This is a genomic window from Ruegeria sp. AB7, assembly GCF_056542625.1.
On sequence record NZ_JBQGAC010000002.1, the window covers coordinates 786,220 to 808,832 of the forward strand.

At 58.2% G+C, this 22,613-nt stretch carries 22 protein-coding genes; 6 read left to right on the forward strand and 16 right to left on the reverse strand.

Going from position 1 to position 22,613, the window contains the following annotated elements; translation table 11 throughout:
- Positions 1–18: 18 nt before the first annotated feature.
- The 4 genes from ACR0EN_RS09570 to ACR0EN_RS09585 all read right to left on the reverse strand — a co-directional run bounded on the left by ACR0EN_RS09570 (position 19) and on the right by ACR0EN_RS09585 (position 5,015).
- Entirely contained in the window at positions 19–1,617 is a 1,599-nt protein-coding gene (locus tag ACR0EN_RS09570) for a dipeptide ABC transporter ATP-binding protein (RefSeq protein ID WP_170819176.1), read from the reverse strand.
- Entirely contained in the window at positions 1,614–2,429 is an 816-nt protein-coding gene (locus ACR0EN_RS09575) for an ABC transporter permease (RefSeq protein WP_170408556.1), read from the reverse strand. The genes ACR0EN_RS09570 and ACR0EN_RS09575 overlap by 4 nt, the downstream gene beginning before the upstream one ends.
- Entirely contained in the window at positions 2,426–3,373 is a 948-nt protein-coding gene (locus ACR0EN_RS09580) for an ABC transporter permease (protein ID WP_480586409.1), read from the reverse strand. The genes ACR0EN_RS09575 and ACR0EN_RS09580 overlap by 4 nt, the downstream gene beginning before the upstream one ends.
- 154 nt (positions 3,374–3,527) lie before the next feature.
- Positions 3,528–5,015, reverse strand: a complete 1,488-nt coding sequence (locus tag ACR0EN_RS09585; protein WP_480586412.1) for an ABC transporter substrate-binding protein — start codon at positions 5,013–5,015, stop codon at positions 3,528–3,530.
- 171 nt (positions 5,016–5,186) lie between these two features.
- On the opposite strand from ACR0EN_RS09585, the gene panB reads away from it, so the two are divergent.
- The 3 genes from panB to glpK all read left to right on the forward strand — a co-directional run bounded on the left by panB (position 5,187) and on the right by glpK (position 8,423).
- Positions 5,187–6,026, forward strand: coding sequence for a 3-methyl-2-oxobutanoate hydroxymethyltransferase (gene panB / locus ACR0EN_RS09590; RefSeq protein ID WP_170648872.1), 840 nt, complete (start codon positions 5,187–5,189; stop codon positions 6,024–6,026).
- On the forward strand, positions 6,023–6,874 hold the full coding sequence (gene panC, locus ACR0EN_RS09595; RefSeq protein WP_170514138.1) for a pantoate--beta-alanine ligase: 852 nt from the start codon (positions 6,023–6,025) through the stop codon (positions 6,872–6,874). Before panB ends, panC begins: the two co-directional genes overlap by 4 nt.
- Before the next feature lie 70 nt (positions 6,875–6,944).
- Positions 6,945–8,423, forward strand: coding sequence for a glycerol kinase GlpK (gene glpK, locus ACR0EN_RS09600; protein ID WP_170819173.1), 1,479 nt, complete (start codon positions 6,945–6,947; stop codon positions 8,421–8,423).
- Here glpK and smpB read toward each other — a convergent pair.
- The 10 genes from smpB to ACR0EN_RS09650 all read right to left on the reverse strand — a co-directional run bounded on the left by smpB (position 8,420) and on the right by ACR0EN_RS09650 (position 16,569).
- Entirely contained in the window at positions 8,420–8,902 is a 483-nt protein-coding gene (smpB, locus tag ACR0EN_RS09605) for an SsrA-binding protein SmpB (protein ID WP_170613398.1), read from the reverse strand. The two genes, glpK and smpB, sit on opposite strands and share 4 nt — an antisense overlap.
- 44 nt (positions 8,903–8,946) lie before the next feature.
- Entirely contained in the window at positions 8,947–9,489 is a 543-nt protein-coding gene (idi, locus tag ACR0EN_RS09610) for an isopentenyl-diphosphate Delta-isomerase (RefSeq protein WP_170394917.1), read from the reverse strand.
- Positions 9,490–9,633: 144 nt separating this feature from the next.
- Positions 9,634–10,047 carry a c-type cytochrome gene (locus tag ACR0EN_RS09615; RefSeq protein ID WP_170394920.1) on the reverse strand — a complete coding sequence of 138 codons (414 nt, stop codon included), beginning with the start codon at positions 10,045–10,047 and terminating at the stop codon, positions 9,634–9,636.
- 112 nt (positions 10,048–10,159) lie between these two features.
- Positions 10,160–11,173: a P1 family peptidase gene (locus tag ACR0EN_RS09620; protein WP_170819225.1), complete on the reverse strand. Its 1,014-nt coding sequence runs from the start codon at positions 11,171–11,173 to the stop codon at positions 10,160–10,162.
- Positions 11,174–11,255: 82 nt separating this feature from the next.
- Positions 11,256–12,002, reverse strand: coding sequence for an SDR family oxidoreductase (locus ACR0EN_RS09625; protein WP_170819172.1), 747 nt, complete (start codon positions 12,000–12,002; stop codon positions 11,256–11,258).
- A gap of 60 nt (positions 12,003–12,062) precedes the next feature.
- Entirely contained in the window at positions 12,063–12,482 is a 420-nt protein-coding gene (gene arfB / locus ACR0EN_RS09630) for an alternative ribosome rescue aminoacyl-tRNA hydrolase ArfB (RefSeq protein WP_170394928.1), read from the reverse strand.
- Positions 12,483–12,745: 263 nt separating this feature from the next.
- Positions 12,746–13,393: a queuosine precursor transporter gene (locus ACR0EN_RS09635; RefSeq protein WP_170626735.1), complete on the reverse strand. Its 648-nt coding sequence runs from the start codon at positions 13,391–13,393 to the stop codon at positions 12,746–12,748.
- A gap of 91 nt (positions 13,394–13,484) precedes the next feature.
- On the reverse strand, positions 13,485–14,369 hold the full coding sequence (locus ACR0EN_RS09640) for an esterase-like activity of phytase family protein (RefSeq protein WP_170394933.1): 885 nt from the start codon (positions 14,367–14,369) through the stop codon (positions 13,485–13,487).
- Positions 14,342–15,205, reverse strand: coding sequence for a penicillin-insensitive murein endopeptidase (mepA, locus tag ACR0EN_RS09645; RefSeq protein ID WP_170626734.1), 864 nt, complete (start codon positions 15,203–15,205; stop codon positions 14,342–14,344). Before mepA ends, ACR0EN_RS09640 begins: the two co-directional genes overlap by 28 nt.
- Positions 15,202–16,569 (reverse strand): MFS transporter, encoded by a 1,368-nt coding sequence (locus ACR0EN_RS09650; RefSeq protein ID WP_170819171.1) that lies wholly within the window; start codon positions 16,567–16,569, stop codon positions 15,202–15,204. The genes mepA and ACR0EN_RS09650 overlap by 4 nt, the downstream gene beginning before the upstream one ends.
- Positions 16,570–16,702: 133 nt before the next feature.
- Here ACR0EN_RS09650 and ACR0EN_RS09655 point away from each other — a divergent pair, with 133 nt between their 5' ends.
- The 3 genes from ACR0EN_RS09655 (at position 16,703) to yaaA (ending at position 19,912) form a co-directional block, all read left to right on the forward strand.
- Positions 16,703–16,990 (forward strand): YggT family protein, encoded by a 288-nt coding sequence (locus ACR0EN_RS09655; protein ID WP_170394943.1) that lies wholly within the window; start codon positions 16,703–16,705, stop codon positions 16,988–16,990.
- A 78-nt stretch (positions 16,991–17,068) separates the two neighbouring features.
- Complete coding sequence (gene recQ / locus ACR0EN_RS09660) at positions 17,069–19,108, forward strand: DNA helicase RecQ (RefSeq protein ID WP_480586417.1); 2,040 nt, start codon at positions 17,069–17,071, stop codon at positions 19,106–19,108.
- 33 nt (positions 19,109–19,141) lie between these two features.
- Entirely contained in the window at positions 19,142–19,912 is a 771-nt protein-coding gene (gene yaaA, locus ACR0EN_RS09665) for a peroxide stress protein YaaA (RefSeq protein WP_480586420.1), read from the forward strand.
- Here yaaA and ACR0EN_RS09670 read toward each other — a convergent pair.
- Together ACR0EN_RS09670 and ACR0EN_RS09675 are read right to left on the reverse strand one after the other, a co-directional pair.
- On the reverse strand, positions 19,903–20,364 hold the full coding sequence (locus ACR0EN_RS09670) for a VOC family protein (protein WP_170394950.1): 462 nt from the start codon (positions 20,362–20,364) through the stop codon (positions 19,903–19,905). The genes yaaA and ACR0EN_RS09670 overlap by 10 nt on opposite strands.
- 9 nt (positions 20,365–20,373) lie before the next feature.
- Positions 20,374–22,587: a response regulator gene (locus ACR0EN_RS09675; RefSeq protein WP_480586422.1), complete on the reverse strand. Its 2,214-nt coding sequence runs from the start codon at positions 22,585–22,587 to the stop codon at positions 20,374–20,376.
- Positions 22,588–22,613 lie beyond the last annotated feature (26 nt).

Sequence of the window (22,613 nt, forward strand, 5' to 3'; positions counted from 1 at the left end):
GCTCTATACAGGGGTTTTTCATGCAGCGCCTCGTCCTGTCTCCGGCAATTTCGGTGCCGCATTGATCAGAGTTCGTGTGTAAGGATGCTGAGGCTCTGTGAAGACTTGCTCGGTTTCACCCTGTTCCACAATCTTGCCGGCCTGCATCACCAGCACACGATCGGTGATGGTTCGAACCACGCTCAGGTCATGGCTGATGAACAGGTAAGTCAGATCGTAAGCCGCACAAAGCTCGGCCAGCAGGTCGAGAATTTGGGCGCGGACCGAGACATCCAGCGCCGAGACAGCCTCATCAAACAGGATCAACTCGGGTCGAATAATCAGAGCGCGCGCAATAGCGATACGTTGCCGCTGCCCACCCGAGAATTCGTGAATGTAGCGGCCCGCATCATCGGGGCTTAGGCCAACGGCGGTAAGCATCTCAGCGACGCGATCCTGCCGTTCAGAACCGGTTGGCGGGGTGTCCAGCAAATGAAATGGCTCGGTGATCAGGCGCGCGACCCGGTGGCGAGGATTGAAGCTGCCATAAGGGTCCTGAAACACCACCTGCATCTTGCGTCGCACTGCCAGATTGGGTTTGTGGCCGGTGAAAACAGGCTGACCATCAAGGGAAATGCGGCCTTGCTGCACCTCCTCCAAGCCCAAAATAGCTCGTGTTAGGGTCGATTTTCCACAACCGGACTCTCCAACCAGCCCTAAACGCTCCCCCCGATTCAGGGTAAAGCTGACATGATCGACGGCCCGATGATGACCGGGCGTGGCAAACAGGCGCGTTCGGGGCAGACGGTAGTCCCGCACCACGTTCTCGACCTCAAGCAACGCTCGCGGTGCAGGAGAGGTCGGCAGGTTGACTTGATGCCCCGAAGCTTCGAACAGCATACGGGTGTAAGGGTGCTGCATATGGCGCAGGAGATGATCTGTTGCGCCCGTTTCAACAACCTCCCCATGCCGCATGACCACAATCTGATCCGCCATGTCTGCAACCACCGCCAAATCATGCGTGATCATCAGCAGACCCATGCCGTACTCCGACACGAGCCCTTTAAGCAGATCAAGGATTTGCGCCTGCGTGGTCACATCAAGCGCCGTTGTCGGCTCATCCGCGATCAACAGTCGGGGGCGCAGTGCAATCGCCATGGCGATCACCACTCGCTGGCGCTGACCGCCTGACAGTTCGTGAGGATAACGCTTCAACGGAAACCTGTCGGTTGGCAATCCAACCCGGGCTAGAACCTCTTCGGCCCGAGCGCGCGCTTTGGCCGGGGGCATGGCCTTGTGGATCAGGATAGTCTCCATAACTTGATCGCCGATGGTCTTCACCGGGTTCAGGGCAGTCATCGGCTCTTGGAAAACCATTCCGATCGCAGCGCCCCGCAGCGCACAAATCTCGGCCTCAGACCGGTTCAGCAGGTTCTGGCCCTCTAACTCTAGCACCCCATCTACTTCGGCATCGTTTGGCAGCAACTGCATCACGGCAAAGGCTGTCATTGATTTGCCCGAACCGCTTTCTCCGGTCACAGCCACGATCTGCCCAGGGGCAATCGACAGGTTAATCTTCTTTAAAATCGGCGTGCCGTGGATAGCCAACGAGAGGTCCTTGATCTGCAAAAGACTCATGCGCGGGCCACCCTTATCCGAGGGTCCAACCAATCGCGCAAGCCATCACCCAGAAGGTTCAGGCCAAGAACCGTCACGATGATGGCAAGACCCGGAATCAGAGCCAAATGCGGGGCAAAACTAACCATCGTCTGCGCATCGGCCAGCATTCTGCCCCAGCTTGGCGTAGGGGGCTGCGCACCAAGACCGACATAGGACAGCCCAGCCTCGGCCAGAATGCCAAGTGAGAACTGGATTGTTCCCTGAACAATCAGCAGATTGGCGACATTGGGCAGGATATGTTCAGCCGATATCCGTGCCGCGCCTTTGCCTGACACGCGGGCGGCAAGGATAAACTCGCGCTCCCAAAGAGACAAAGCCGCGCCTCGGGTGATGCGGGCAAAAACGGGGATGTTGAAGATACCGATGGCGATGATCGCGTTAATGGCCCCGGCACCAAAGACGGCAGTGATCAGAATGGCGATGACGAGAGAGGGGAATGCAAAGACCAGATCATTGCCGCGCATGATGAATTCATCTAGCCACGATCCACTGCGCGCAGCGGCTGCCAGACCCAAGGGAACGCCCAGCGCCATACCAATCCCGACCGCGACCAGCGCCACCGCAATCGAGGTGCGCGCACCAACCATGATCATCGAGAACATGTCGCGTCCGAAATGATCGGTACCGAACCAGTGCTGCGCGCTGGGTGGCTGCAGCTTGGCCGGAATGCTCAGCGCGGCGTGGTCGTATGGGGTCCAGACAAAGGACACCAGCGCTGCCAGCACCACCAGTGAGGACAGCGTCGCGCCAAGGATCAGGTTGCGGCTCATGTCCTGCTCCTCAGCCTTGGATCGACTGCGGCATAGGCCAGATCGACAAAAAAGTTCACCATGATGACGGCAAAGACCAGCAGCATAACGACCGATTCCACGACGATCAGATCGCGCGCCGATATGGCCTGAAAAACCAGCCGCCCGAGGCCGGGTAGATAAAACACCTGTTCGATGATGATCGAACCCGCCAGCAGGAAGGAAAATTGGAGTCCAATGATCGTCAGTACTGGGATCAGAGCATTCCGCACTCCGTGTCGCCAAAGCGCCTGCCGACGCGAAAGGCCCTTGGCGCGTGCAGTGCGCATAAAATCCTCGGCCAGAATATCCAACAGAGCCGAGCGCATAACCCGCGCAAGGATCGCCGCTTGCGGCAGGGCCAATGCAATGGCTGGAAGGGTCAGCGAATGTAAACCGGTCCAAATGCCGTTCTCCCAACCCGCGAAACCGCCGGCATTGAACCAGCGCAAATTGATGGCAAAGACCAACACCAGCATCATCGCGAACCAGAAATTCGGCACCGCGATACCAAGCTGAGTCGCACCCATCACGGTCAGATCACCCGGTTTGCCGCGCCGTGAGGCTGCGTAGATACCGGCGGGGAAAGCAATCAGCGTGGTCAGGGTCAGTGCGTATAAAGCCAGCGGCAATGACACCCACAATCGATCTGCGATCATCTGCGACACGGGTGTGCGATAGGTGTAGGACGTACCAAAATCCCCAACCAGCATTCCGCCGACCCAGTTGAAGTACCGCTCGATCTTCGAGACATCGAGGCCCAGTTCAGCTCTCAGCGCAGTCAATGTATCGGCCTGCGCGTTCACGCCCAGCATGAACGACGCCGGATCACCGGGCGCGACCTCGATCACTGCAAAGATGACAACCGAGGCGACGGCCAGGCTCAGGATCAGCGACAGCAGACGTTTGAGGGCGTAGCGGAGCATTTGGAAACGTTAGGGTCACATCCCGTGTGGGTCCAGCGCCTAAGGCACGAGAAGATAGACAAAAGAAACCCGCCAAACCAGATTCCTTGTGGGTTTCATGGTGCAACAGTTCGCGCCGGGGCGCTGGCCATCGCCCCGGTCCAACTCTGTTCTTCTATTCGGACCAACTGATCCCGGTCAGATCGATCGCTGCCGTGGGTGCGTTTTCCCATAGCCCCTCAACACCGGCCTTGGCCACGCCAAGTTTGGCAAGTTGAAACAGGTACCCGTTGACGTAATCGGTCGAAATCAAGCGCTGTGCCTCACCCAGCAAACGTGTGCGCTCATCAGGGTCTGTGGTCGAATTCAGCGTGTCCATCAATGCCTGAAAGTCGGTGCTGTCATATTGGAAGTAATAGTCGGGCCGGGCATAAATACCGATATCCATCGGCTCGGTATGGCTGACAATGGTCAGGCCAAACTCCTTGCCCTTGAACACGCTTTCCAGCCATTGCGCCCATTCCACATTGATGATCTCGGCGGTGATGCCAATATCGGCCAGCTGCGCAGCGATGATTTCACCCCCGCGTCGGGCGTAGGAAGGCGGCGGCAAGTGCAGCGTGGTCTCGAACCCATCGGGATACCCGGCCTCGGCCAGCAGCGCCTTGGCTTTTTCCGGGTCATAGGCCGAATTGCCGGTCAGATCGACGTAAGCCGGGTTATGCGGAGCAAAATGCGTACCGATGGGTGTGCCATAGCCGAACATAGCCCCATCAATGATGGCCTGCCTGTCAATCGCGTGGGCCAATGCCTGTCGGACCAATATGTCATCAAACGGGGCTTGTTTGTTGTTGGTCGACAGAATGGTTTCCCCCTCGGTCGAGCCGACAAGAACCTGAAAGCGCGGATCAGCCTCGAATTGCGGCAGATTCTCGGGTGCGGGGAAGTTGTCGAACACGTCCACATCCTCGGCCATCATGGCGGCAAAGGCGGCGGTCGGATCCGAGATAAACTTAAACGTTGCGGTCTCTAACGCGGGCTGTTCGCCCCAATAGTTGGGGTTGCGATTCAGGATGATGCTGTCACCCTGCAGCCAGTCAGAGAAGGTGAAGGCCCCCGTGCCAACCGGATTGGTCTTGATATTCTCGATGCTTTCGGGCGCAACGATCACCGCGTCACCCCAGGCGAGATTGAAAAGGAAGTTCCCGTTCGGCTCATTCAACGTCACCTGAACGGTCAGGGGGTCCACCACCTCGACACTTTTAATACCCGCAAACAAAGCCTTCTGCGCGTTGGCGCTGTCTTCTGCCGTGGCGCGATCAAGGGTAAACTTGACGTCCTCGGCATCCATCGTTGTGCCATCGTGAAATGTCACACCGTCGCGCAGCTTGAATGTGTAAACGGTACCGTCATCCGAGATTTCCCAGCTTTCGGCCAGCCCCGGCACCACCGAGCCATCCCCCATGAACCGGGTCAGGCCTTCGAAGATATTGGTGTAGACAACCGAATCGATAGCCTGCGCCGCAGCGCTGGTCGGGTCCAGATGCGGTGGCTCAAGCTGCATGGCGATGGTGATGTCAGATTTGGCCATGGCCTGCGTGGCAAACAGGCCCGCGCCAAGGACCAGGGCCGACGCGAACGAGCGAAAGCGCTGCTTTGTCATGAAAATCTCTCCCCACTGAAATTGGCTAGCCCTGCTTTTTTCGGGCCGATCTGCGACCAATGTCCTCGCAAACCCGAGGTCAATCAAGGAATTGTTGGCGCAACCGGGGTTTCTTTGCGCCTGCCGCATCTGCTATGCCGCGCTGCAACATAAACCCTGCGAGGAGCGAGCATGAGCGCCACCGCCCGCAAGAAAGCCCCGAACGCCGAGGATATCCGCGCCCGGAAAGGTACTGATCCACTGGTCTCGTTGACCGCCTACACAACACCGATGGCGCAGTTGATGGATGCGCATTGTGACTTCGTTCTGGTCGGTGACAGCGTCGGCATGGTGTTGCACGGGTTGACGTCGACTCTTGGTGTGACGATGGAGATGATGATCATGCACGGCCAAGCCGTTGCCCGTGGTCTGGACAAGGCAATGATGGTGATCGACATGCCTTTCGCCAGCTACGAGCATGACCCGGCTCAGGCATTCCGCAACGCAGCCCGGCTGATGTCGGAAACAGGAGCTGGGGCGGTTAAGCTGGAAGGTGGCGTCGAGATGGCTGAAACCATCCGGTTTCTGGTCAAACGCGGGATCCCGGTGATGGCACATATTGGCCTGACACCGCAGTCGATAAACACTTTGGGTGGCTATAAGGTACAAGGGCGCGACGAACAGGCCGATGCCGTATTGGCCGACGCCCGGGCCGTCGCCGAAGCAGGCGCGTTTTCGGTCGTGTTAGAGAAAGTTCCGCAGGGTTTGGCAAACCGAATTACCGCTGAGATTGCGATCCCCACAATTGGCATTGGTGCCTCGGCCGGGTGCGACGGGCAAATTCTGGTGGTGGACGATATGCTTGGCTTTTTCACCGCCTTCAAACCGAAATTCGTCAAACGCTATGCTGATCTTGGCCCGTTGGCCGAAGCTGCCATTGCTGAATACGCAGCCGAGGTTCGTGCGCGAAGCTTCCCGGCAGACGAACATGTCTTTGCCGATGCCGTACCCGTCAAAGGACCCAAGTCATGACCGCGCCTATTCTGCGTCGACTGGCAGACTTGCGCGCTCTGACCCGTGATTGGCATCTGAATGGTGAGGTGATCGGAGTTGTCCCCACCATGGGTGCGCTGCACCAGGGGCATCTGTCGCTGGCCGAAGCCGCGAAGACGGCTTGCGACCGGGTGATCGTGACGATCTTTGTAAACCCCAAGCAGTTCAACAACCCCGAAGACCTCGCCAACTATCCGCGCACCGAACAAGAAGACGCGAAAAAGCTCGCGCCTTACAACGTCGATGCGATATACGTGCCCGACCCGGATGAGATTTACCCTGATGGCTTCGCCACCACAGTCTCGGTCTCGGGTCTGACCGACGCGATGGAGGGAGAATTTCGCCCGGGTCATTTCGATGGTGTGGCAACAGTTGTCGCCAAGCTGTTCCTGCAAACGCAAGCGGATCGAGCCTATTTCGGGGAAAAAGACTATCAGCAGCTTATGATCGTCCGCCGGATGGCCCGCGACCTCGATATCCCGATCGAGGTGATTGGTTGCCCCACGGTGCGTGAACCTTCGGGCCTCGCAATGTCTTCGCGCAATCAAAGGCTATCCGAGGATGGTCTGGCCATCGCAGCCGAAAAACATCGTATCATGCGTGCAGTTGTTCAGGCGCTGGAAAACGGCGAAGAATTCGAAGCTTTGGCTTCTCAGGCACAGGCCGATCTTTTGGCCGCCGGCTTCAACGAAGTGGAGTATCTGCAACTACGCTGCGCTGAAACGCTGGAGCCTATGACCCATGCCAAACGACCCGCACGACTGTTTGCGGCAGCCTTGGTCGACGGCGTGCGGCTGATCGACAATCTACCGGTGTCTCCGGTCTGATTTCCCCTCTGGCACGTTTGGTTGTGTTTGCGCTAAAGTCCTGCAAAACCAAAGCGGGAGGGGCGCAGGAATGACCTATATACTGGCAATCGATCAGGGCACCACATCGTCTCGTGCAATCCTGTTCGACGCGCAAATGCAGCGCGTCGGCACTGCGCAGCACGAGTTTACCCAGCATTTCCCACAGGAAGGCTGGGTTGAGCATGATGCCGAGGAGATATGGGACAGCGTTCTGACGGTTTGCCGTGAAGTGATGCAAACGACAGGTGTATCCGCGGCACAGATCGCTGGCATCGGGATTACCAACCAACGCGAAACCACTGTCATCTGGGATCGCGCCACCGGGGCCCCCATTCACAACGCAATCGTCTGGCAGGACCGTCGCACCGCTGAGATTTGCGAGCGTCTTCGCAAAGCGGGATGCGAGGATGACGTAACTGCCCAGACCGGTCTGCTGCTAGATCCTTATTTTTCAGGCACCAAGGTCAAATGGTTGCTTGATACCGTCCCCGGCGCACGCGACCGTGCCGCCGCCGGAGAGCTGCTGTTCGGCACAATCGATACCTTCCTGATCTGGCGACTGACAGAAGGGCGCGTGCACGCCACCGACGCCACCAATGCGGCCCGCACATTGCTATTCGATATTCACAAAGGGGAATGGAGTACCGAGATCTGCGACTTGCTGGACATCCCCCAAGCTTTGTTGCCCGACGTGCGCGATTGCGCCGCAGACTTCGGATCGACCTCACTGTTTGGCGGTAACACTCCAATTCTCGGCGTGGCGGGGGATCAGCAAGCTGCCACCATCGGACAGGCCTGTTTCCAGCCGGGCATGATGAAATCCACCTATGGCACGGGCTGTTTCGCACTACTCAACACCGGTACGCAGCCAGTTGAATCGAAAAACCGGCTGCTAACGACAATTGCCTATCAGTTGGACGGGCAGAAAACCTATGCGCTTGAAGGCTCGATTTTCATTGCCGGTGCAGCGGTGCAATGGCTGCGCGATGCGTTGCAAATCATCGAAACCGCACCACAAAGCGGTGAACTGGCCGCCAAAGCTGATCCGAACCAGCACGTTGTTCTCGTCCCTGCCTTTACTGGGCTGGGCGCACCTTATTGGAAACCTGATTGCCGGGGCGCAATCTTTGGCCTGACTCGCAATTCAGGCCGCGCCGAAATCACGCGCGCCACGCTGGAAAGCATCGCGTTCCAGACCCGCGACCTGTGGCACGCCATGCAGGGCGATTGGGGCGCAGAGACTGACGTGATCCTGCGCGTCGACGGCGGAATGAGCGCCTCGGACTGGGCCATGCAAGGGCTTTCCGACATTCTGGGCGCCCCGGTCGACCGCCCGGTGATGCAGGAAACCACCGCGCTTGGTGCCGCATGGCTGGCGGGCATGAAAGCGGGTGTCTACCCGGATCAGGCCGGATTCGCCGAAACCTGGGATCTGGACCGGCGGTTTGAGCCTGCAAAACCCGTAGCTGACCGAGACGCGGCCTATGCACGCTGGCAACGCGCGGTTCAGGCGGCCATGGCGTTCTAACTGTGGTCCTTCATCAAGCGCTGTTTCTGCCGTGACCAGTCGCGCTTGGCCTGCGTTTCGCGCTTGTCGTGCAGCTTCTTACCTTTGGCGATGCCGATCTTCAGCTTCGCCCGACCCTTGTGATTAAAATAAAGCACCAGCGGCACCAGCGTCATGCCTTTGCGTTGGGTCGCGTTCCACAGGTTCGATAGTTCCTTGCGTGACACCAGCAGTTTACGGCGGCGGCGTTCTTCATGTTTGAAGACCTTGGCCTGCTCATAGGGCGCGATATAGCTGTTGATCAACCATAGCTCTCCATCATCGACGGACGCATAGCTTTCAGCAATGTTCGACCCACCGGCACGCAGGGATTTGACCTCGGACCCTTCCAGGACAATACCGCATTCGAGATCGTCTTCGATCGCATAGTCGTAGCGCGCACGCCGGTTTTCGGCGATCACTTTGTAATTCGGGTCAGTGTTCTGCTTCTGCTTGGCCATGACGCGTTGATGTATGCCGCTTGCGTCCGCCTTGCAAGGCAGGGTTATGAATTGGCCGAGATTATCAGGTCAGGTCCAAATATCGTGTCAGCGTGATTGTGCAGATAAATCTTGAGCCACGGGGTAAATCGGTCGGGGTGCCGCTTCACCTCGGCCAGCAGATCGTGGTAATCGACCCAGCGGATATCCATCACTTCTTCCGGGTTAGGCTCGATTTTCAGAGCCCCACGCACATGGGCCAGAAAGACATCGACCACCTCGTTCTCGACCATTCCGTTGCCGACATCGGCATGATACTCCAATCGATGCCGGTATTCGGGATAGAGCCCGGTGATGCCCAATTCTTCGCGCAGGCGCCGGACGGCACAATGCGAAGCGCTTTCGTCCCAATCCGGATGCGTACAACAGGTATTCGCCCATAGACCCGGCGTGTGGTATTTGCCCATCGCCCGGCGTTGCAGCAATATCTCGGTCCCGCGCACGGCAAACACGGACACAGCCTTGTGTCGCAGCCCCTTTTCATGCGCCTCCAGCTTGTCGACGGGTGTCAGTTCGCCCTCAACCCAAGCCGGGATCAAGATTCCCATCTGTCGTCTCCTGTTGGCGATCTCCGGTGCACATGGCCTTACCGATTTTCCCCAAAGTGGCGCTGATTACAATGTCAATCAATCGCACGAAAGGCCGCAGGGGCTGCGGCATTTCGAAGTTCGTCTGTAAACCTGTTGGCGGAGTTACTCTCCCGAAACGCTTACGATATAGGCGTAAACGTCTTCGGCGCCTTTCTTCAGCTTGAAGGTCATTTTCGACTTGGCCGAGGTTTCCCCCAAATAGTCTTTCAAGAATGCTTTGGGGTCTTGGGCGTAGGCCACGAAAGTCTCTTCATCCCAGACCAGCCCATTTTCGCCCGCGGCCACGATGCTGTCGCCGTATCTGAAGCCTTCTTCAGTGCCGGCGGTGCGGCCTGCGATTCCGTACAGGTTCGGACCCGTCTTACCGCCCTTAACGATAACTTCACCCGCAGGGTCAGCAATCATGTGACAGGATTTGCATTTGTTGAAGGTCTTCTTACCCGCTTCGGCATCACCTTCTGCATAGACAGGAAGGGCCAGCAGACCGGCAATTGCGGTGGCAAGGATACGATTCATAGCTTTTGCTCCGATATGAATTGGCTGCACCGAATGGATCGCTGGCACAGCAGAGAGTCAACGCGCAGATTGCCGCGCGACGGCACTGTGTCACAGGCGATCGGTGTCGTACTTAACCGAAGTCATGTAACTGCGACCAGCACGGCAGCAAGTCGCCAGCGCGGGGGGAAGCCAGATAGATAGCCCGTGCAATCGCGCGCGCAAGACAGATCGAGGCCGCATGGCCGATCATCGCCATCGCCTCGGGGCCAACCGTGCGCGCGCAGGTGCTGAGACCGAATACCAGATCCCCATCGCCAGGCGTGTGCGCAGGCACGATGGCGCGGGCGATGCCGTCATGGGCTGCTACCGCCAGACGCTGGCATTGCGGTTTGGTCAGCGCTGCATCAGTTGCAACTATAGCAATCGTGGTGTTGGCGCGATCTGGCGGAGCAGAATGCATAATCTGCGCCTTACGGCTGACAAGAGAGAAACCAAGGCCCGAGGTCGGGTCTGGCCCCAATCCACCGAACTCGTCATCGATCTCAAACGGCGCAGCCCAAAAATGCCGATCACCCGGTGTGGTTATGCTGCCAAGCGGATTGGCCGCAACCAGCGCGCCGACGGTTACGCCACCCTCAAGCTTTAACGAAGCCGAGCCTAAGCCACCCTTGTGCATCGCGGCCAATGCGCCGGTACCAGCCCCCACCGAGCCCAGTTCAAATTCTGGTGAGGCGGTCAAATACGCAGACTTCCCCAGATCGCGATAAGGATTTTCGGTCCAGTTCTTATCTCCACCATTGAGTAGATCGAACAGAATCGCGCCCGGCACGATGGGCACGACGGCCGAACCGACCTGAAATCCGCGCCCCTGAGCGCGCAATGCGTCTGAAACGCCCGAGCACGCATCCAGTCCAAAGGCCGAGCCGCCGGACAAAGCAATCGCGTCGACCCGATCAACAGTTTTGTCGACCGCCAGAAGGTCGGTCTCACGCGTGCCGGGGGCGCCGCCCATCACATGAACCGAAGCTGTGAACGGGTTATCCGCCGTCAGGACAGTTGTGCCTGATTTAAGCGTATCATCGTGCGCATTGCCAACCTTGAGGCCAGCGACATCAGTGATCAGGTTTCTGGGTCCGGGGTTCATTTTCGTCTCGCGCACTGGGCCGGAAAGCGCGCTGGGGCGCGCTGCCTCCGGCGGAGATATTTATGGCCAGATGAAGGGCGGATCAGATGCATCGGCCTCCGTCCACTTCCAGGGCTGTGCCGGTGATCATGCTGGCCTCATCCGAGCAGAGGAAACAGGCAGCATTTGCCATGTCTTCGGGGGTTGAGAAGCGACCAAGCGGGATCGTCGACAGAAACTTGGCGCGGATCTCCGGGGTGTCTTCACCCATGAAGGATTTCAGCAGCGGGGTTTCACCCGCCACCGGGCAGATCGCGTTGACGCGCAGGCCCGAGGGGGCAAGTTCGACGGCCATCGTCTTGGTCGCGGTGATCATCCAGCCTTTGGAGGCGTTGTACCAGTTCAGATTGGGCCGCGGCGACAGGCCTGCTGTTGAGGCCACGTTCAGGATCGCCCCCGCGCCACGTGCCTTCATCTGCGGAACAAAGGCGCGCGCGGTCAGGTAAACGGATTTCATGTTCACGGCGAAGACGCGGTCGAATTCATCGTCATCGACGTCCTCAAGTGGGGCCGGCAGGTGCGTCACGCCCGCATTATTCACCAGAATATCAAGCTTTCCGAATTCTTCCGACACCGCATGTGCCATGGCCTGAACCGATGCCACATCCGAGACGTCAACGCGCTGTGCGATGGCATTCGTGCCGACCGTAGACGCCATGTCGGAAGCCGCTTCGCCATTGATATCTGCGATCATCACGCGGGCGCCTTCGGTCAGGAACTTTTGCGCAATCCCAGCGCCGAACCCGGATGCGCCGCCGGTTACGATGGCGGTTTTTTCCTCAAGCCTCATGGCTTTACCTCCCCTGCGTCTTGCACCGGCAGAGTAGCAACGTGCAGCGAAACTGCCAGATCAATCTTCGGACACTTTGCCTCGCAGGGCTTTGACATCCGCGCGGGCTTTCTTAGCAGCAAGCCTTCGCTTGACCGAACCATAAGTGGGTTTGGTCGCGATCCTGCGCTTGGGATTGACCAAAGCCCGCGTGATCAGTTCAGCCAACCGGGCGCGCGCGATGTCGCGGTTGCGGGCCTGAGAGCGTGTTTCTTCACATTGAATGATGATGGCGCCGTCCTTGGTCCAGCGACGTCCGGCCAGCCGTTTCAGACGTGTCTTGACCGGATCAGGCAAGGAGGGTGAGCGCGCGGCCTCGAACCGCAGCTCAACGGCGGTGGAGACCTTGTTGACGTTCTGCCCACCCGGACCAGAGGACCGCACGAAGCTTTCGGTCATTTCCCAGTCTTGCAGGGCGATATCGTCGGTGATGCGCAACATGGATCGGACCTTACAGGGCGCAGTTGAAAACAAAAAGGGCCGCCCCGGCGGGACGGCCCTTCGAAAGTTCAGGAGGTTGGGTCGGTTAGATCAATCGACCAGCCGGAGCGAGCGCTCCGCCAAGGGCTGCCTTAACAGGCGATCCCCCCGGTTGTTCCAACACCTCTCTCCAATCTCTTTCTCGACACTGGATCACCTCCTTTTCTATCTGTTGCGGTTAACTCTGAGCCTGACACAAGATGCGCCAATCTCAAAGCACTTTTTTATGCAGGCTGCGCGGCGGTCAAACGGGCAACAATCACCTTGAACGGAATCAGGGCGATTAGCGCCAGCGACAGTTTCACCAGCCAGTCGGCGAAGGCCAGCGTTACCCAGAGTGGGGCCATCGGGCCGGACAGCATGAAGGGCACAGGCTCCCACGCCCAGTTGATCGCTGCATCTGCATTGGCACCAAAGACTGTAACCGAGGCCGAGAACGCCAGGGTAAAGAAGATCGCTGTATCCAGCGCCGAGCCAACCAGTGTCGACACCAGCGGCGCGCGCCACCAGCGGCCACCTCGCAGTGAGTTGAACACAGTGACGTCGGTCAATTGCGCAATCAGGAAGGCGGTGCCCGAAGCGACTGCGATGCGCAGCGGCACGGCGGCATAGGTGAAGCCGTCACCCTGCAGCATGATCTGGCTGCCGATCAGCGAGCAGATGATACCGGTGACAAAACCGGCGAATACGACCTTGCGAGCCGGACCCACGCCATAGACGCGGTTCATGATGTCGGTGACCAGAAAGGCCAACGGATAGGTGAAGGCACCCCAGGTCAACAGGCCGTCAAGGATCAGGAACTGGACTAGGATGTTTGAGGCCACGACGATCGAGGCCATGGCAAGGATGCCGGGAATAAAATTGCGTTGCATTTTCAGATGCCCGTTTTGACAAGGTAGCGGCGACTTGGCCTCAGGCTCATCCCGAGGCAGGCCGTGCGTTTAGACCTTTGTCTGCCGCCTGTCAATCAGGCAGCAAGTATTCGACCAATTCAGTGCGTTGCAGAAAGAAGAAGTTGTCGTCGGAAATCATCGTTGCGCGCAGCCGCCCCTGCACATCGCGCCAGACAGAAAGGCCCTCGAGATTGTCATGCGTCCCGGTGCTGGTTTCGAACAGAATCTCTTGTGACACGGGCGCATCATCTGCGATCACCCAGCGCCGCAGTCGCGAGCGGAAGCCGAAAAATGACACCGCGCGCTCTAACACATACAACCGCCCATCGGGCCCAAAATCTGCCGCAACCGGCAAGAACCTTCCACTCGGCGGCAAAACAAACGGCCTTGTCCAGTGGTGGCCATCCCACCGATAGACGAGGATTTTACCGTCTGCGGTGCGGGATTTCTCGGTCAGGGTGTAAAGCCTGCCCCGATCATCGATCGCCAATGCTTCGAACGAGCCATTGCGCTCTAAATCATGAAAAGCCTCCGGGCGGGGCAATACCTTGGCTTTGGCCCCCGGTGTGGAATAATGGACCACTCGGTGCACACCTTCGAACGAGATATATAGGCTCCCATCCGGAGCGACAGCGATCCCTTCGGAATCCCCTGCCCGACCGCTCAGGCTGCGCCCTTTGCTCGAGAAGATGGGTCCGTATCTCAGTATCTGGATATTCCTGATTTGGTCTCCATCCCGGTTGATCCGCGCGGTCACAAGCCTCGACCGGTCGCCGAGCACGATCATTTGCCGGCCGTTTTCCGACAAATGAAGGGCCGAGAACCCGCCAAACCAACCGGCACTGTTGTTCCAGTCAAATCGGGCTAGAAGCGTTGCCGGGCTGGTACCAACTGCCGAAACGGCACTGGCCAACAGCGTTGCAACAATCAGTTGGATTGCAAGACTGCGGCGCATTGCTGGGGAAGGTCCGCCATTCGATATTCACGACGTTTCTTGGGCGGCGGCGCATTTGGATCAGGTGGCGGTGGGTTCAGAATATTGCGCACCCATTGCTGCGCCTCGGCGCAACCATCACCCTTGGGTGGCGGGTTCTGATTTACACAGCCTTTCGATCCTTTCGGGCATTTCAGCCGCACGTGGAAATGATAGTGATGTCCCCACCATGGCCGGATCTTGCGCAGATAGGCTTTGTTGCCCTTCTCGTCATTGCACATCTGCACCTTTGCACCCGGGAATACGAAGATCCGGGCAACGCGCTTGTCCTTGGCGGCTTCGCGCAATACCGCATGGTGCTGCTTGGTCCAGTTGCCGTTTACATACGCGCCGTTCGCGCGGCGCAAGGATATAGACGAGATATTCTCGCGTGCTTTGCGGCTTAGGCGCATGTTATCGCCCGGCAGCATCCAGATATCGATATCCAAACCCAACTGGTGCGAACGATGGCCCGAGGTCATCGGCCCACCCCGCGGTTGGCTGATATCCCCGATATAGAGACCATTCCACCCCGGTTGTTTCGCGGCAAACCGGCTGAGATCCTGCACATAGTCGATCGCCTGAGGATGCCCCCAATTGCGATTGCGCGACAGGCGCATGGCTTGCCAAGTTGGCCCGGTTTCAGGGAGTTGCACCGACCCGGCGGCGCACCCGCGCGAATAACTGCCGAATGCGGCAGATTTTTGCTGCGACCCAACCTTCTGGGCTCCGAATAACTGTTTGGCCAAGGGCTGTGCCGTAGCCACGCCTGCCAGTGCTATTGCGGCCAGAACGGCCAAAAAACGTAGTAAAATCATCTGCTCTGATCCCCTTCCGGTTTCACCCAGCGCATCAGGACTAGGCCCAGAATAAACAACAGAATGATCGGTGACACCCCCAGTCTTGCACTACCGGTTGCTGCTGTTGCTATTCCGATCAATAGCGGCGCTGCAAAGGCGGTCGCCCGACCCGAAAGCCCGTACAGCCCAAAACTCTCGACCGGGGTGGCGGGATCAGTATGGCGTACCATCATTGAACGGCTGGCGGATTGCAGAATACCTCCCATGCCGCCGATCAGAACTCCGCACCCGAAGAACGCTATGTCCGGCAGGCCCGAGCCTACGGGTAATGAAATTCCGTAGATCTGTGTTCGATCCATCGACACAACCGTTACGCAGACAAAGATCAGAACCCAAATCGCAACCAATATCACCGGTTTAGGGCCGTACTTGCGATCCATCTTGCCCCCGATCCACGCAAAGATGGCCGAGGCCAGAACGCTGACGATCCCAAATACGCCGATTTTTATCAGGTCCCATTCAAGCACCAGCCGCGCATAGACGCCTCCGAAACTGTATAGCCCGTTCAGTGCGTCGCGATAGAACATAGAAGACCCCAGATAGGTCGCCAGACTGACCCGGTGACGCAAAGCCGCCACGGACTTGCCCAGCAAGCGCAGCGCCTCACCCACGCTACCCTGTTTGTTGGTCTCAGGATCATCCCGAACCCACAGGAAATACGGCAACATGAACAACACGAACCATCCAGCGGTGAAGGGGCCGACAAACCGCGTCCCTTCACGCGTTGCCGCATCCAGCCCGAACAACGGATCCATACCAATCAAGGTCTTGCCGTTGGGCTGTTCAACAAACAGCGCCAGCATGATGGCCAGCGACAGCAGGCCTCCGAAATAGCCGAAGGCGAAGCCCGAACCTGAAATCTCGCCCACTTCTCTATCGTCACCCAGATCGGGCAGCTGAGAGTTGATGAAGATCAGTGCATATTCTGCGCCCACAAAGCCCAGACCAAAAGCCGACAGCATCAACCACATGTTCGAGCCATCGGGCATCGTATACCACAACGCGGCAGACCCCACCGCGTACATCACCGAAAACCCGAGAATCCACGGGATGCGCCGACCCGAAACATCCGCCATCGCGCCCAACAGGGGCGCTCCGAACGCGATGATCAGCCCAGTTATGGTCAGGCAATTCGCCCAGACGGTCTGCGCCTGCGCCGCCGCAGCATCGGTGTCTAATCCGGTATTCGCATAGTATTGTGCCGCCACCCCGGCGAAATAGGGGCCAAAGACAAAGGTCACCAGCAATGTATGGAACGGCTGGCTGGCCCAGTCGAAAAACCACCAGCCCCAGATGCGCTTACGCTTGGAAATCTCCGCCATCTCTGCCCCATATTATTATTGTTGCGATCATAAGACGGGGCTTTGGGTCAATTCGCAAGCGTTCTGTTGGGGCGCACTTGCTCTTTGCGGCTGTGACGCTTAGGTCTCAGGACAATTGACGAACGGAGTGCCCATGCTGTCGCTGATCCAAATCCTTCTGCTGATCCTGGACATTGTCTGGTTCATCATCCTTGCCCATGTGATCATGAGCTGGCTGATCAACTTCCAGGTGCTGAACCTGCACCAGCAACTGGTGGCGCAAATCTGGTACGGACTGAACCGTTTGTTAGAGCCGATCTACGGCCCCATTCGCCGCATTCTGCCCGCCATGGGCGGTCTGGATCTGACCCCTCTGGTGGTGCTGATCGGGGTCTATGCGTTGCGGATCATTCTGATCAACAACGCGGTCTATTTCTACTGACCTCTTGTTCACCGAATCTTAGTATGTGATGGTCCTGTCTTAAGAGCAGATAAACCATAAAACAGGACCCTCCGTCGCATGTTCGACTCCGCACCCTTGTTGCGAGACGTTTTCGGATTCGACGACTTCCGCCCCGGTCAGGAAGAGATCGTCGACGCCGTGACCGCAGGTGAAAACGTGCTGGCGATCATGCCCACTGGTGGGGGCAAGTCCTTATGTTTCCAATTACCTGCGTTGCTGCGAGACGGCGTGACTGTTGTGATCTCTCCGCTGATCGCCTTGATGCGCGATCAGGTGCGTGGGCTGCAGGAAGCCGGTGTCGAGGCGGGCGCACTCACCTCGGGCAACACCCCCGAAGAAACTGATGCGGTGTGGGACGCATTAGAGGCTGGACGGCTCAAGCTTCTGTATATGGCGCCCGAGCGACTGGCCGCCGGGTCGGCGCTGGGGATGCTGCGTAGGATTAACGTCAATCTGATCGCGGTGGATGAAGCCCATTGTGTCAGCCAATGGGGCCACGATTTCCGCCCTGATTATCTGCGGATCGGAGAGCTGCGGCGCGCTTTGAATGTTCCCCTCGCCGCGTTCACCGCGACAGCGGATGCGGAAACGCAGGACGAGATCGTCGAAAAACTGTTCGACGGTGTCGCGCCGCGCAAATTCCTGCGGGGGTTCGACAGGCCCAATATCCATCTGGCTTTTGCCGCCAAGGATGGACCGCGCAAACAGATCCTCGATTTCGCTGCCGCGCGCAAAACCCAGTCCGGCATCGTCTATTGCGGGACCCGCAACAAGACCGAGGTGCTGGCGCAAGCCCTGCGCGCCGAAGGTCACACGGCCTGCCACTATCACGGCGGGATGGAGGCCGAGGATCGCCGCATCGTGGAAGCTCGCTTTGCGCGCGAGGACGGGCTGATTGTCGTCGCTACGGTCGCCTTTGGCATGGGTATCGACAAGCCGGACATCCGCTGGGTCGCCCATGCGGATTTGCCGAAATCGATCGAGGCCTATTATCAAGAAATCGGTCGCGCCGGGCGCGATGGTGGACCAGCCGAGACCCTGACCTTGTTCGGGCCTGACGATATCCGACTACGACGCTCACAGATCGACGAAGGGCTGGCCCCACCTGAACGGCGCATGGCGGATCATGCGCGTCTTAACGCGCTGCTGGGATTGGCCGAAGCACTGAAATGCCGCCGCCAGAGCTTGCTGGGGTATTTTGGGGAACAGACTGAACCCTGCGGCAAGTGCGATCTCTGCGACAACCCGCCTGAAGTCTTCGACGGCACAACGCCCGTCCGCATGGCTCTGTCCGCCATTCTACGCACCGAGGAATGGTTCGGCGCAGGTCATCTGATCGACATTCTGCTTGCCAACGAGACTGATAAAATTCGCGCACGGCGACACGACAATCTGTCCACCTACGGCATCGGCAAGGACTGGTCGCGCCCACAATGGCAAGCGATCTTCCGGCAGATGATGGGCCATGATTTGGTGCGCCCCGACCCTGAACGCCACGGCGCGCTGCGTATGACAGAAACCGCCAAACCCATCCTGAAAGGTGAGGCGCAGATCGATCTGCGCAAGGATACCATCCGCAAAGCCACCCGACGACCCGCTGTCAAAGCGATGGTGTCCGAGGAAGACGCGCCGCTGCTCTCGGCGCTCAAGGCCAAGCGGCGCGCACTGGCCGAGGCCGCTCGGGTCCCGGCTTATGTCATTTTTCCTGATCGCACCCTAATTGAGATGGCAGAAACCCGACCTGCAAATCTGGATGACATGGCGCGGATCAGCGGTATCGGGTCAAAGAAACTGGAACGCTATGGTTCCACTTTCCTTGAGGTGCTGACCGGCGCGGTAGAAGAGCTGCACCCCGCAAGGCGCAAACTTGCCGGCCGCAATCAGGGCGACATTTACGATCAGTTGCTTGAGGTTCAATCGCAATTGTCGCGTGGCCCCGACGGGATCGACAAACCGCTAAGCTGTACGGCCTCGCAACTGGCGAAAGTGGCGCAACTGCACCCGGATGATCCACGAGCGATGGAGCAGGTTCTGGGTGACCGTCGTCACGAAAGGTTTGGCGCGGCGTTTCTGGACGTGCTGCAACAGGCGGGCTAGATACGCCTGAGCAGGCGAGAAACGAGGGCGGATATGCTGGTAGTGATTTCCCCGGCCAAGCGGCTGGATTGGGCAGAACGAAACGTCGAATTAACCCAACCCGATTTTCAGGATGACGCGATCCGCTTGTCGAAGACAGCACGCAATCTGACATTGGGCGATCTGAAAAAATTGATGGATCTGAGCGATGATCTGGCTCGCCTGAACCGCGACCGGTATCGTATGTTCTCGGACGCGCCCGATGCGGAGACGACGCGCCCTGCCGCACTGGCTTTTGCGGGCGATACCTATCAAGGGCTTGAAGCCGCATCACTGGATGCCGACGAAATGGCCTGGGCACAGGATCACCTGCGCATTCTGTCCGGGCTTTATGGCGTATTGCGCCCGCTGGATGCCATACAGGCCTACCGGCTTGAGATGGGTAGTAAACTGAAAACCAGACGCGGAAAAAACCTGTACGAATATTGGCGCGATCAGCTAAGCAAGGTGCTGAACGCGCAGGCCGCCGAAACTGACAGCAAGGTTCTGGTGAACTGCGCCAGTCAGGAATACTTCGGCGCGGTCGACCTGAAGGCACTGAAGCTGCCGGTTGTGACCCCGGTCTTCATGGAGGACAAGGGCGGCACCCCCAAGATCGTCAGCTTCTTCGCCAAGAAAGCGCGCGGTGCGATGGCACGCTACATCATCCAGCACCGCCTGACCGATCCCATTGGCCTGTTGGATTTCGACAGCGGTGGTTATGAATACAGGGCAGATCTGTCTGACGACTACAAACCTGTGTTTGTTCGCCCCTATCAGGCCTGATCGAGCAGTGAAGAGTCGTAGGCTACAAGCTCAACGGTGTTCCCTTCGGGGTCTTGGGTGAAGATACCGCGCCAGCCGATCCAGCCAAAATGCTCGACCCGATAAGGCTGGTCGATCTGGTCGTACCAGCGCATGACAGCATCCTGTTCGACAAAGGGCAGCGACAGCGCGATATGGTGCAGGGCCGAGGCGCCCCCTGTTACTGGCACTGCCGCGCCAGTCTGGCCCGATCCACGCTCAGAGCCAACAGACTGGTGAAACAGGGCCAGCACCTGTGTATGTCCACCAAACCCTTCGGCAATCCGAAAAAAGGTGATGGCGCTGTTATGGTCGCCTTGCAATCGCTGCAACCCGATCACCTTCTCATAGAAATACACCATTGCCGCCATATCGGCGCAGCGAATTGCAATCTCACCCAATCCCCGGGGGCGAAAACCGCGCTCATCTGACATAAATCGATCCTATTCCGTACTTTCACCTTCTGCACCGACCAATTGGGCATCGGCTGGACGATGTTCCAGTATCATCTTGTGGATCAGTTTCTTGTGCAACGGTTTGGTCAGATAATGATCAAGCCCGGCTGCCAGTATGCCCTGATCATCCCCTGTCATGGCATGGGCCGTCAGGGCCACTATGGGAACATGTCGATCCGTTCCGATCTCGCGCCGCCGGATTTCACCCGTCGCCTCTTTCCCATCCATCTTGGGCATCGAGATATCCATGAAAATCAGGTCCGGGTCGAAACTGGCGAAGGTTTCGATCGCCTCCAACCCATTGGAGACGAATCTCAAATCGATATTCAGATCTTTGGTCATCTTTTGAAGGATCAGTTGATTGGTTCGATTGTCCTCGGCTGCCAGAACCCGCATCAGCCTCTGATTCTGCGGAACTTGCGCATGAGTCTCGGGGTCAGCGACGCAGTCGTCACTGCGATCCGACTTGAATATAGGAGCACCCAGCGCCATCAGCCGTGAATACAGCTCGGCGCGAGGAATGGGCTTTTGCAACACGCCGTCAATCAGGCGATGGGCCGGATCGGCATGAATCACACCCGGATTGGCCGACATCACCACAATTGGCAGATCACCCCATCCTTTGTCGCGCAGTGTTGTGGCGAGTTCCAGACCGTCCATGTCCGGCAGATCGTGATCGCACAGCACCAGATCAATAGTTTTGTCCATTGCAGTAAGCGCTTCAGCCCCTGTTGAACAGGTGAGCGCCTGAGACCCAAGGCGGCTCAGTTGCTTGGTCAAAATGGCGCGGTTGACGGCCATATCCTCGACCACCAGAACCTGGCCCAACTGCCCCGCCAGATCGGGCGGAACGGGCTGCGGACCTTCGGCCGTGGGCAGCGTGATACGAAAACCAAAGCAAGATCCTTTGCCCGCGTCACTTTCGACCCAGACGGCACCGCCCATCATCGAGATCAGCCGCTTGGTGATTGCCAGCCCCAAACCCGTGCCTTCGAATTGGCGGTTCTGAGCATCCTCAACCTGATTGAATTCACCAAAGATGTGCGGGACCTTGTCGGCTTTGATTCCGATACCCGTATCCTCGATGGCCACGTGGATGTCGCAGGTTTCAGTTGTCGCGTCAGGAACACCCGTCACCCGGATAAGGACATGGCCCTGCGCGGTAAACTTCACTGCATTGCCGACAAGGTTGGTCAGAATCTGCCGAATCCGCCCCGGATCACCCACAAAAAGCGTCGGCAGGAACAGGTCATAGTCCACCAGCAAGGTCAGGCCCTTGTCGCGTACGCTGGGTTGCAACAACATCGCGACCTCAAGGATACAGCGCTCCAAATCGAACTGTTCGGGGTGCAGCGTCAACTTGTCGGCCTCGATCTTGGAATAGTCGAGGACATCGTTGATGATGACCAGCAAAGCCTCGCCCGAATTGCGAATTGTGCTTACATAGAGCCTTTGTTCTTCGTTCATCGGGGTTTCGGTCAGCAGTTCGGTCATGCCGACGATCCCGTTCATCGGCGTGCGAATCTCATGACTCATATTGGCCAGAAAGGCGGATTTGGCGCGGTTTGCGGCCTCGGCCCGTTCACGCGCGGCGTTCAGCTCGGCCTCATGCCGGACCGAGGCTGTGATGTTCAACGCAAGGCTCAGCACGTCACCGCCGTGGCCCCGCTGATCAATCAGCCGGATATACTGACCGTTCCACAACTGGATCACCTCGGGTTCGGGGTGCGGTTGCACCCAGCGTGCAAGCATGCGCGCCTGCCAGTCCGCGATATTTTCCGCGCCGATGTCCACGATCCCTTCATGGGTCAGAATTTCGAGAATACGCGTGTAGCTGATCCCCGGCGCGACCTCTTCCAGCCCATCGAATACGCTTAGGTAAGCGGCGTTGGCACCGATCAGTGTGTTGTTGCCGTCGAAAAAGGCAAACCCGTCAGGGATGGTCTGGATCGAATGCCACAGGCGGCGTTCAGCCACTTCGATCTTGGCATTGGCCACGGTCAGATCGGATTTGACCTTTTCGTTTTCATCGCGAACCGTCGCAACCTCGGCCTGAGTCTCATCGATCTGACGTGTCAATGCGATAGCATGACGTCCCAATTTGCGGTTGGCAGCAGACAACTCGGCCTGTTTCAGATGCAACAACCGCTCGGCCGCCAGTCGTGCGCGCCGTTCCTGCGCCAGTTTCTCAGCAAGACTCATGTAAAGTTTTCCCGCGATAATCCGCT

Excerpts from the sequence above, each read along its gene's own strand:
- ACR0EN_RS09570 (WP_170819176.1), bottom strand. The coding sequence starts at position 1,617 with ATGAGTCTTTTGCAGATCAAGGACCTCTCGTTGGCTATCCACGGCACG.
- ACR0EN_RS09575 (WP_170408556.1), bottom strand. The coding sequence starts at position 2,429 with ATGAGCCGCAACCTGATCCTTGGCGCGACGCTGTCCTCACTGGTGGTG.
- ACR0EN_RS09580 (WP_480586409.1), bottom strand. The coding sequence starts at position 3,373 with ATGCTCCGCTACGCCCTCAAACGTCTGCTGTCGCTGATCCTGAGCCTG.
- ACR0EN_RS09585 (WP_480586412.1), bottom strand. The coding sequence starts at position 5,015 with ATGACAAAGCAGCGCTTTCGCTCGTTCGCGTCGGCCCTGGTCCTTGGC.
- panB (WP_170648872.1), top strand. The coding sequence starts at position 5,187 with ATGAGCGCCACCGCCCGCAAGAAAGCCCCGAACGCCGAGGATATCCGC.
- panC (WP_170514138.1), top strand. The coding sequence starts at position 6,023 with ATGACCGCGCCTATTCTGCGTCGACTGGCAGACTTGCGCGCTCTGACC.
- glpK (WP_170819173.1), top strand. The coding sequence starts at position 6,945 with ATGACCTATATACTGGCAATCGATCAGGGCACCACATCGTCTCGTGCA.
- smpB (WP_170613398.1), bottom strand. The coding sequence starts at position 8,902 with ATGGCCAAGCAGAAGCAGAACACTGACCCGAATTACAAAGTGATCGCC.
- idi (WP_170394917.1), bottom strand. The coding sequence starts at position 9,489 with ATGGGAATCTTGATCCCGGCTTGGGTTGAGGGCGAACTGACACCCGTC.
- ACR0EN_RS09615 (WP_170394920.1), bottom strand. The coding sequence starts at position 10,047 with ATGAATCGTATCCTTGCCACCGCAATTGCCGGTCTGCTGGCCCTTCCT.
- ACR0EN_RS09620 (WP_170819225.1), bottom strand. The coding sequence starts at position 11,173 with ATGAACCCCGGACCCAGAAACCTGATCACTGATGTCGCTGGCCTCAAG.
- ACR0EN_RS09625 (WP_170819172.1), bottom strand. The coding sequence starts at position 12,002 with ATGAGGCTTGAGGAAAAAACCGCCATCGTAACCGGCGGCGCATCCGGG.
- arfB (WP_170394928.1), bottom strand. The coding sequence starts at position 12,482 with ATGTTGCGCATCACCGACGATATCGCCCTGCAAGACTGGGAAATGACC.
- ACR0EN_RS09635 (WP_170626735.1), bottom strand. The coding sequence starts at position 13,393 with ATGCAACGCAATTTTATTCCCGGCATCCTTGCCATGGCCTCGATCGTC.
- ACR0EN_RS09640 (WP_170394933.1), bottom strand. The coding sequence starts at position 14,369 with ATGCGCCGCAGTCTTGCAATCCAACTGATTGTTGCAACGCTGTTGGCC.
- mepA (WP_170626734.1), bottom strand. The coding sequence starts at position 15,205 with ATGATTTTACTACGTTTTTTGGCCGTTCTGGCCGCAATAGCACTGGCA.
- ACR0EN_RS09650 (WP_170819171.1), bottom strand. The coding sequence starts at position 16,569 with ATGGCGGAGATTTCCAAGCGTAAGCGCATCTGGGGCTGGTGGTTTTTC.
- ACR0EN_RS09655 (WP_170394943.1), top strand. The coding sequence starts at position 16,703 with ATGCTGTCGCTGATCCAAATCCTTCTGCTGATCCTGGACATTGTCTGG.
- recQ (WP_480586417.1), top strand. The coding sequence starts at position 17,069 with ATGTTCGACTCCGCACCCTTGTTGCGAGACGTTTTCGGATTCGACGAC.
- yaaA (WP_480586420.1), top strand. The coding sequence starts at position 19,142 with ATGCTGGTAGTGATTTCCCCGGCCAAGCGGCTGGATTGGGCAGAACGA.
- ACR0EN_RS09670 (WP_170394950.1), bottom strand. The coding sequence starts at position 20,364 with ATGTCAGATGAGCGCGGTTTTCGCCCCCGGGGATTGGGTGAGATTGCA.
- ACR0EN_RS09675 (WP_480586422.1), bottom strand. The coding sequence starts at position 22,587 with ATGAGTCTTGCTGAGAAACTGGCGCAGGAACGGCGCGCACGACTGGCG.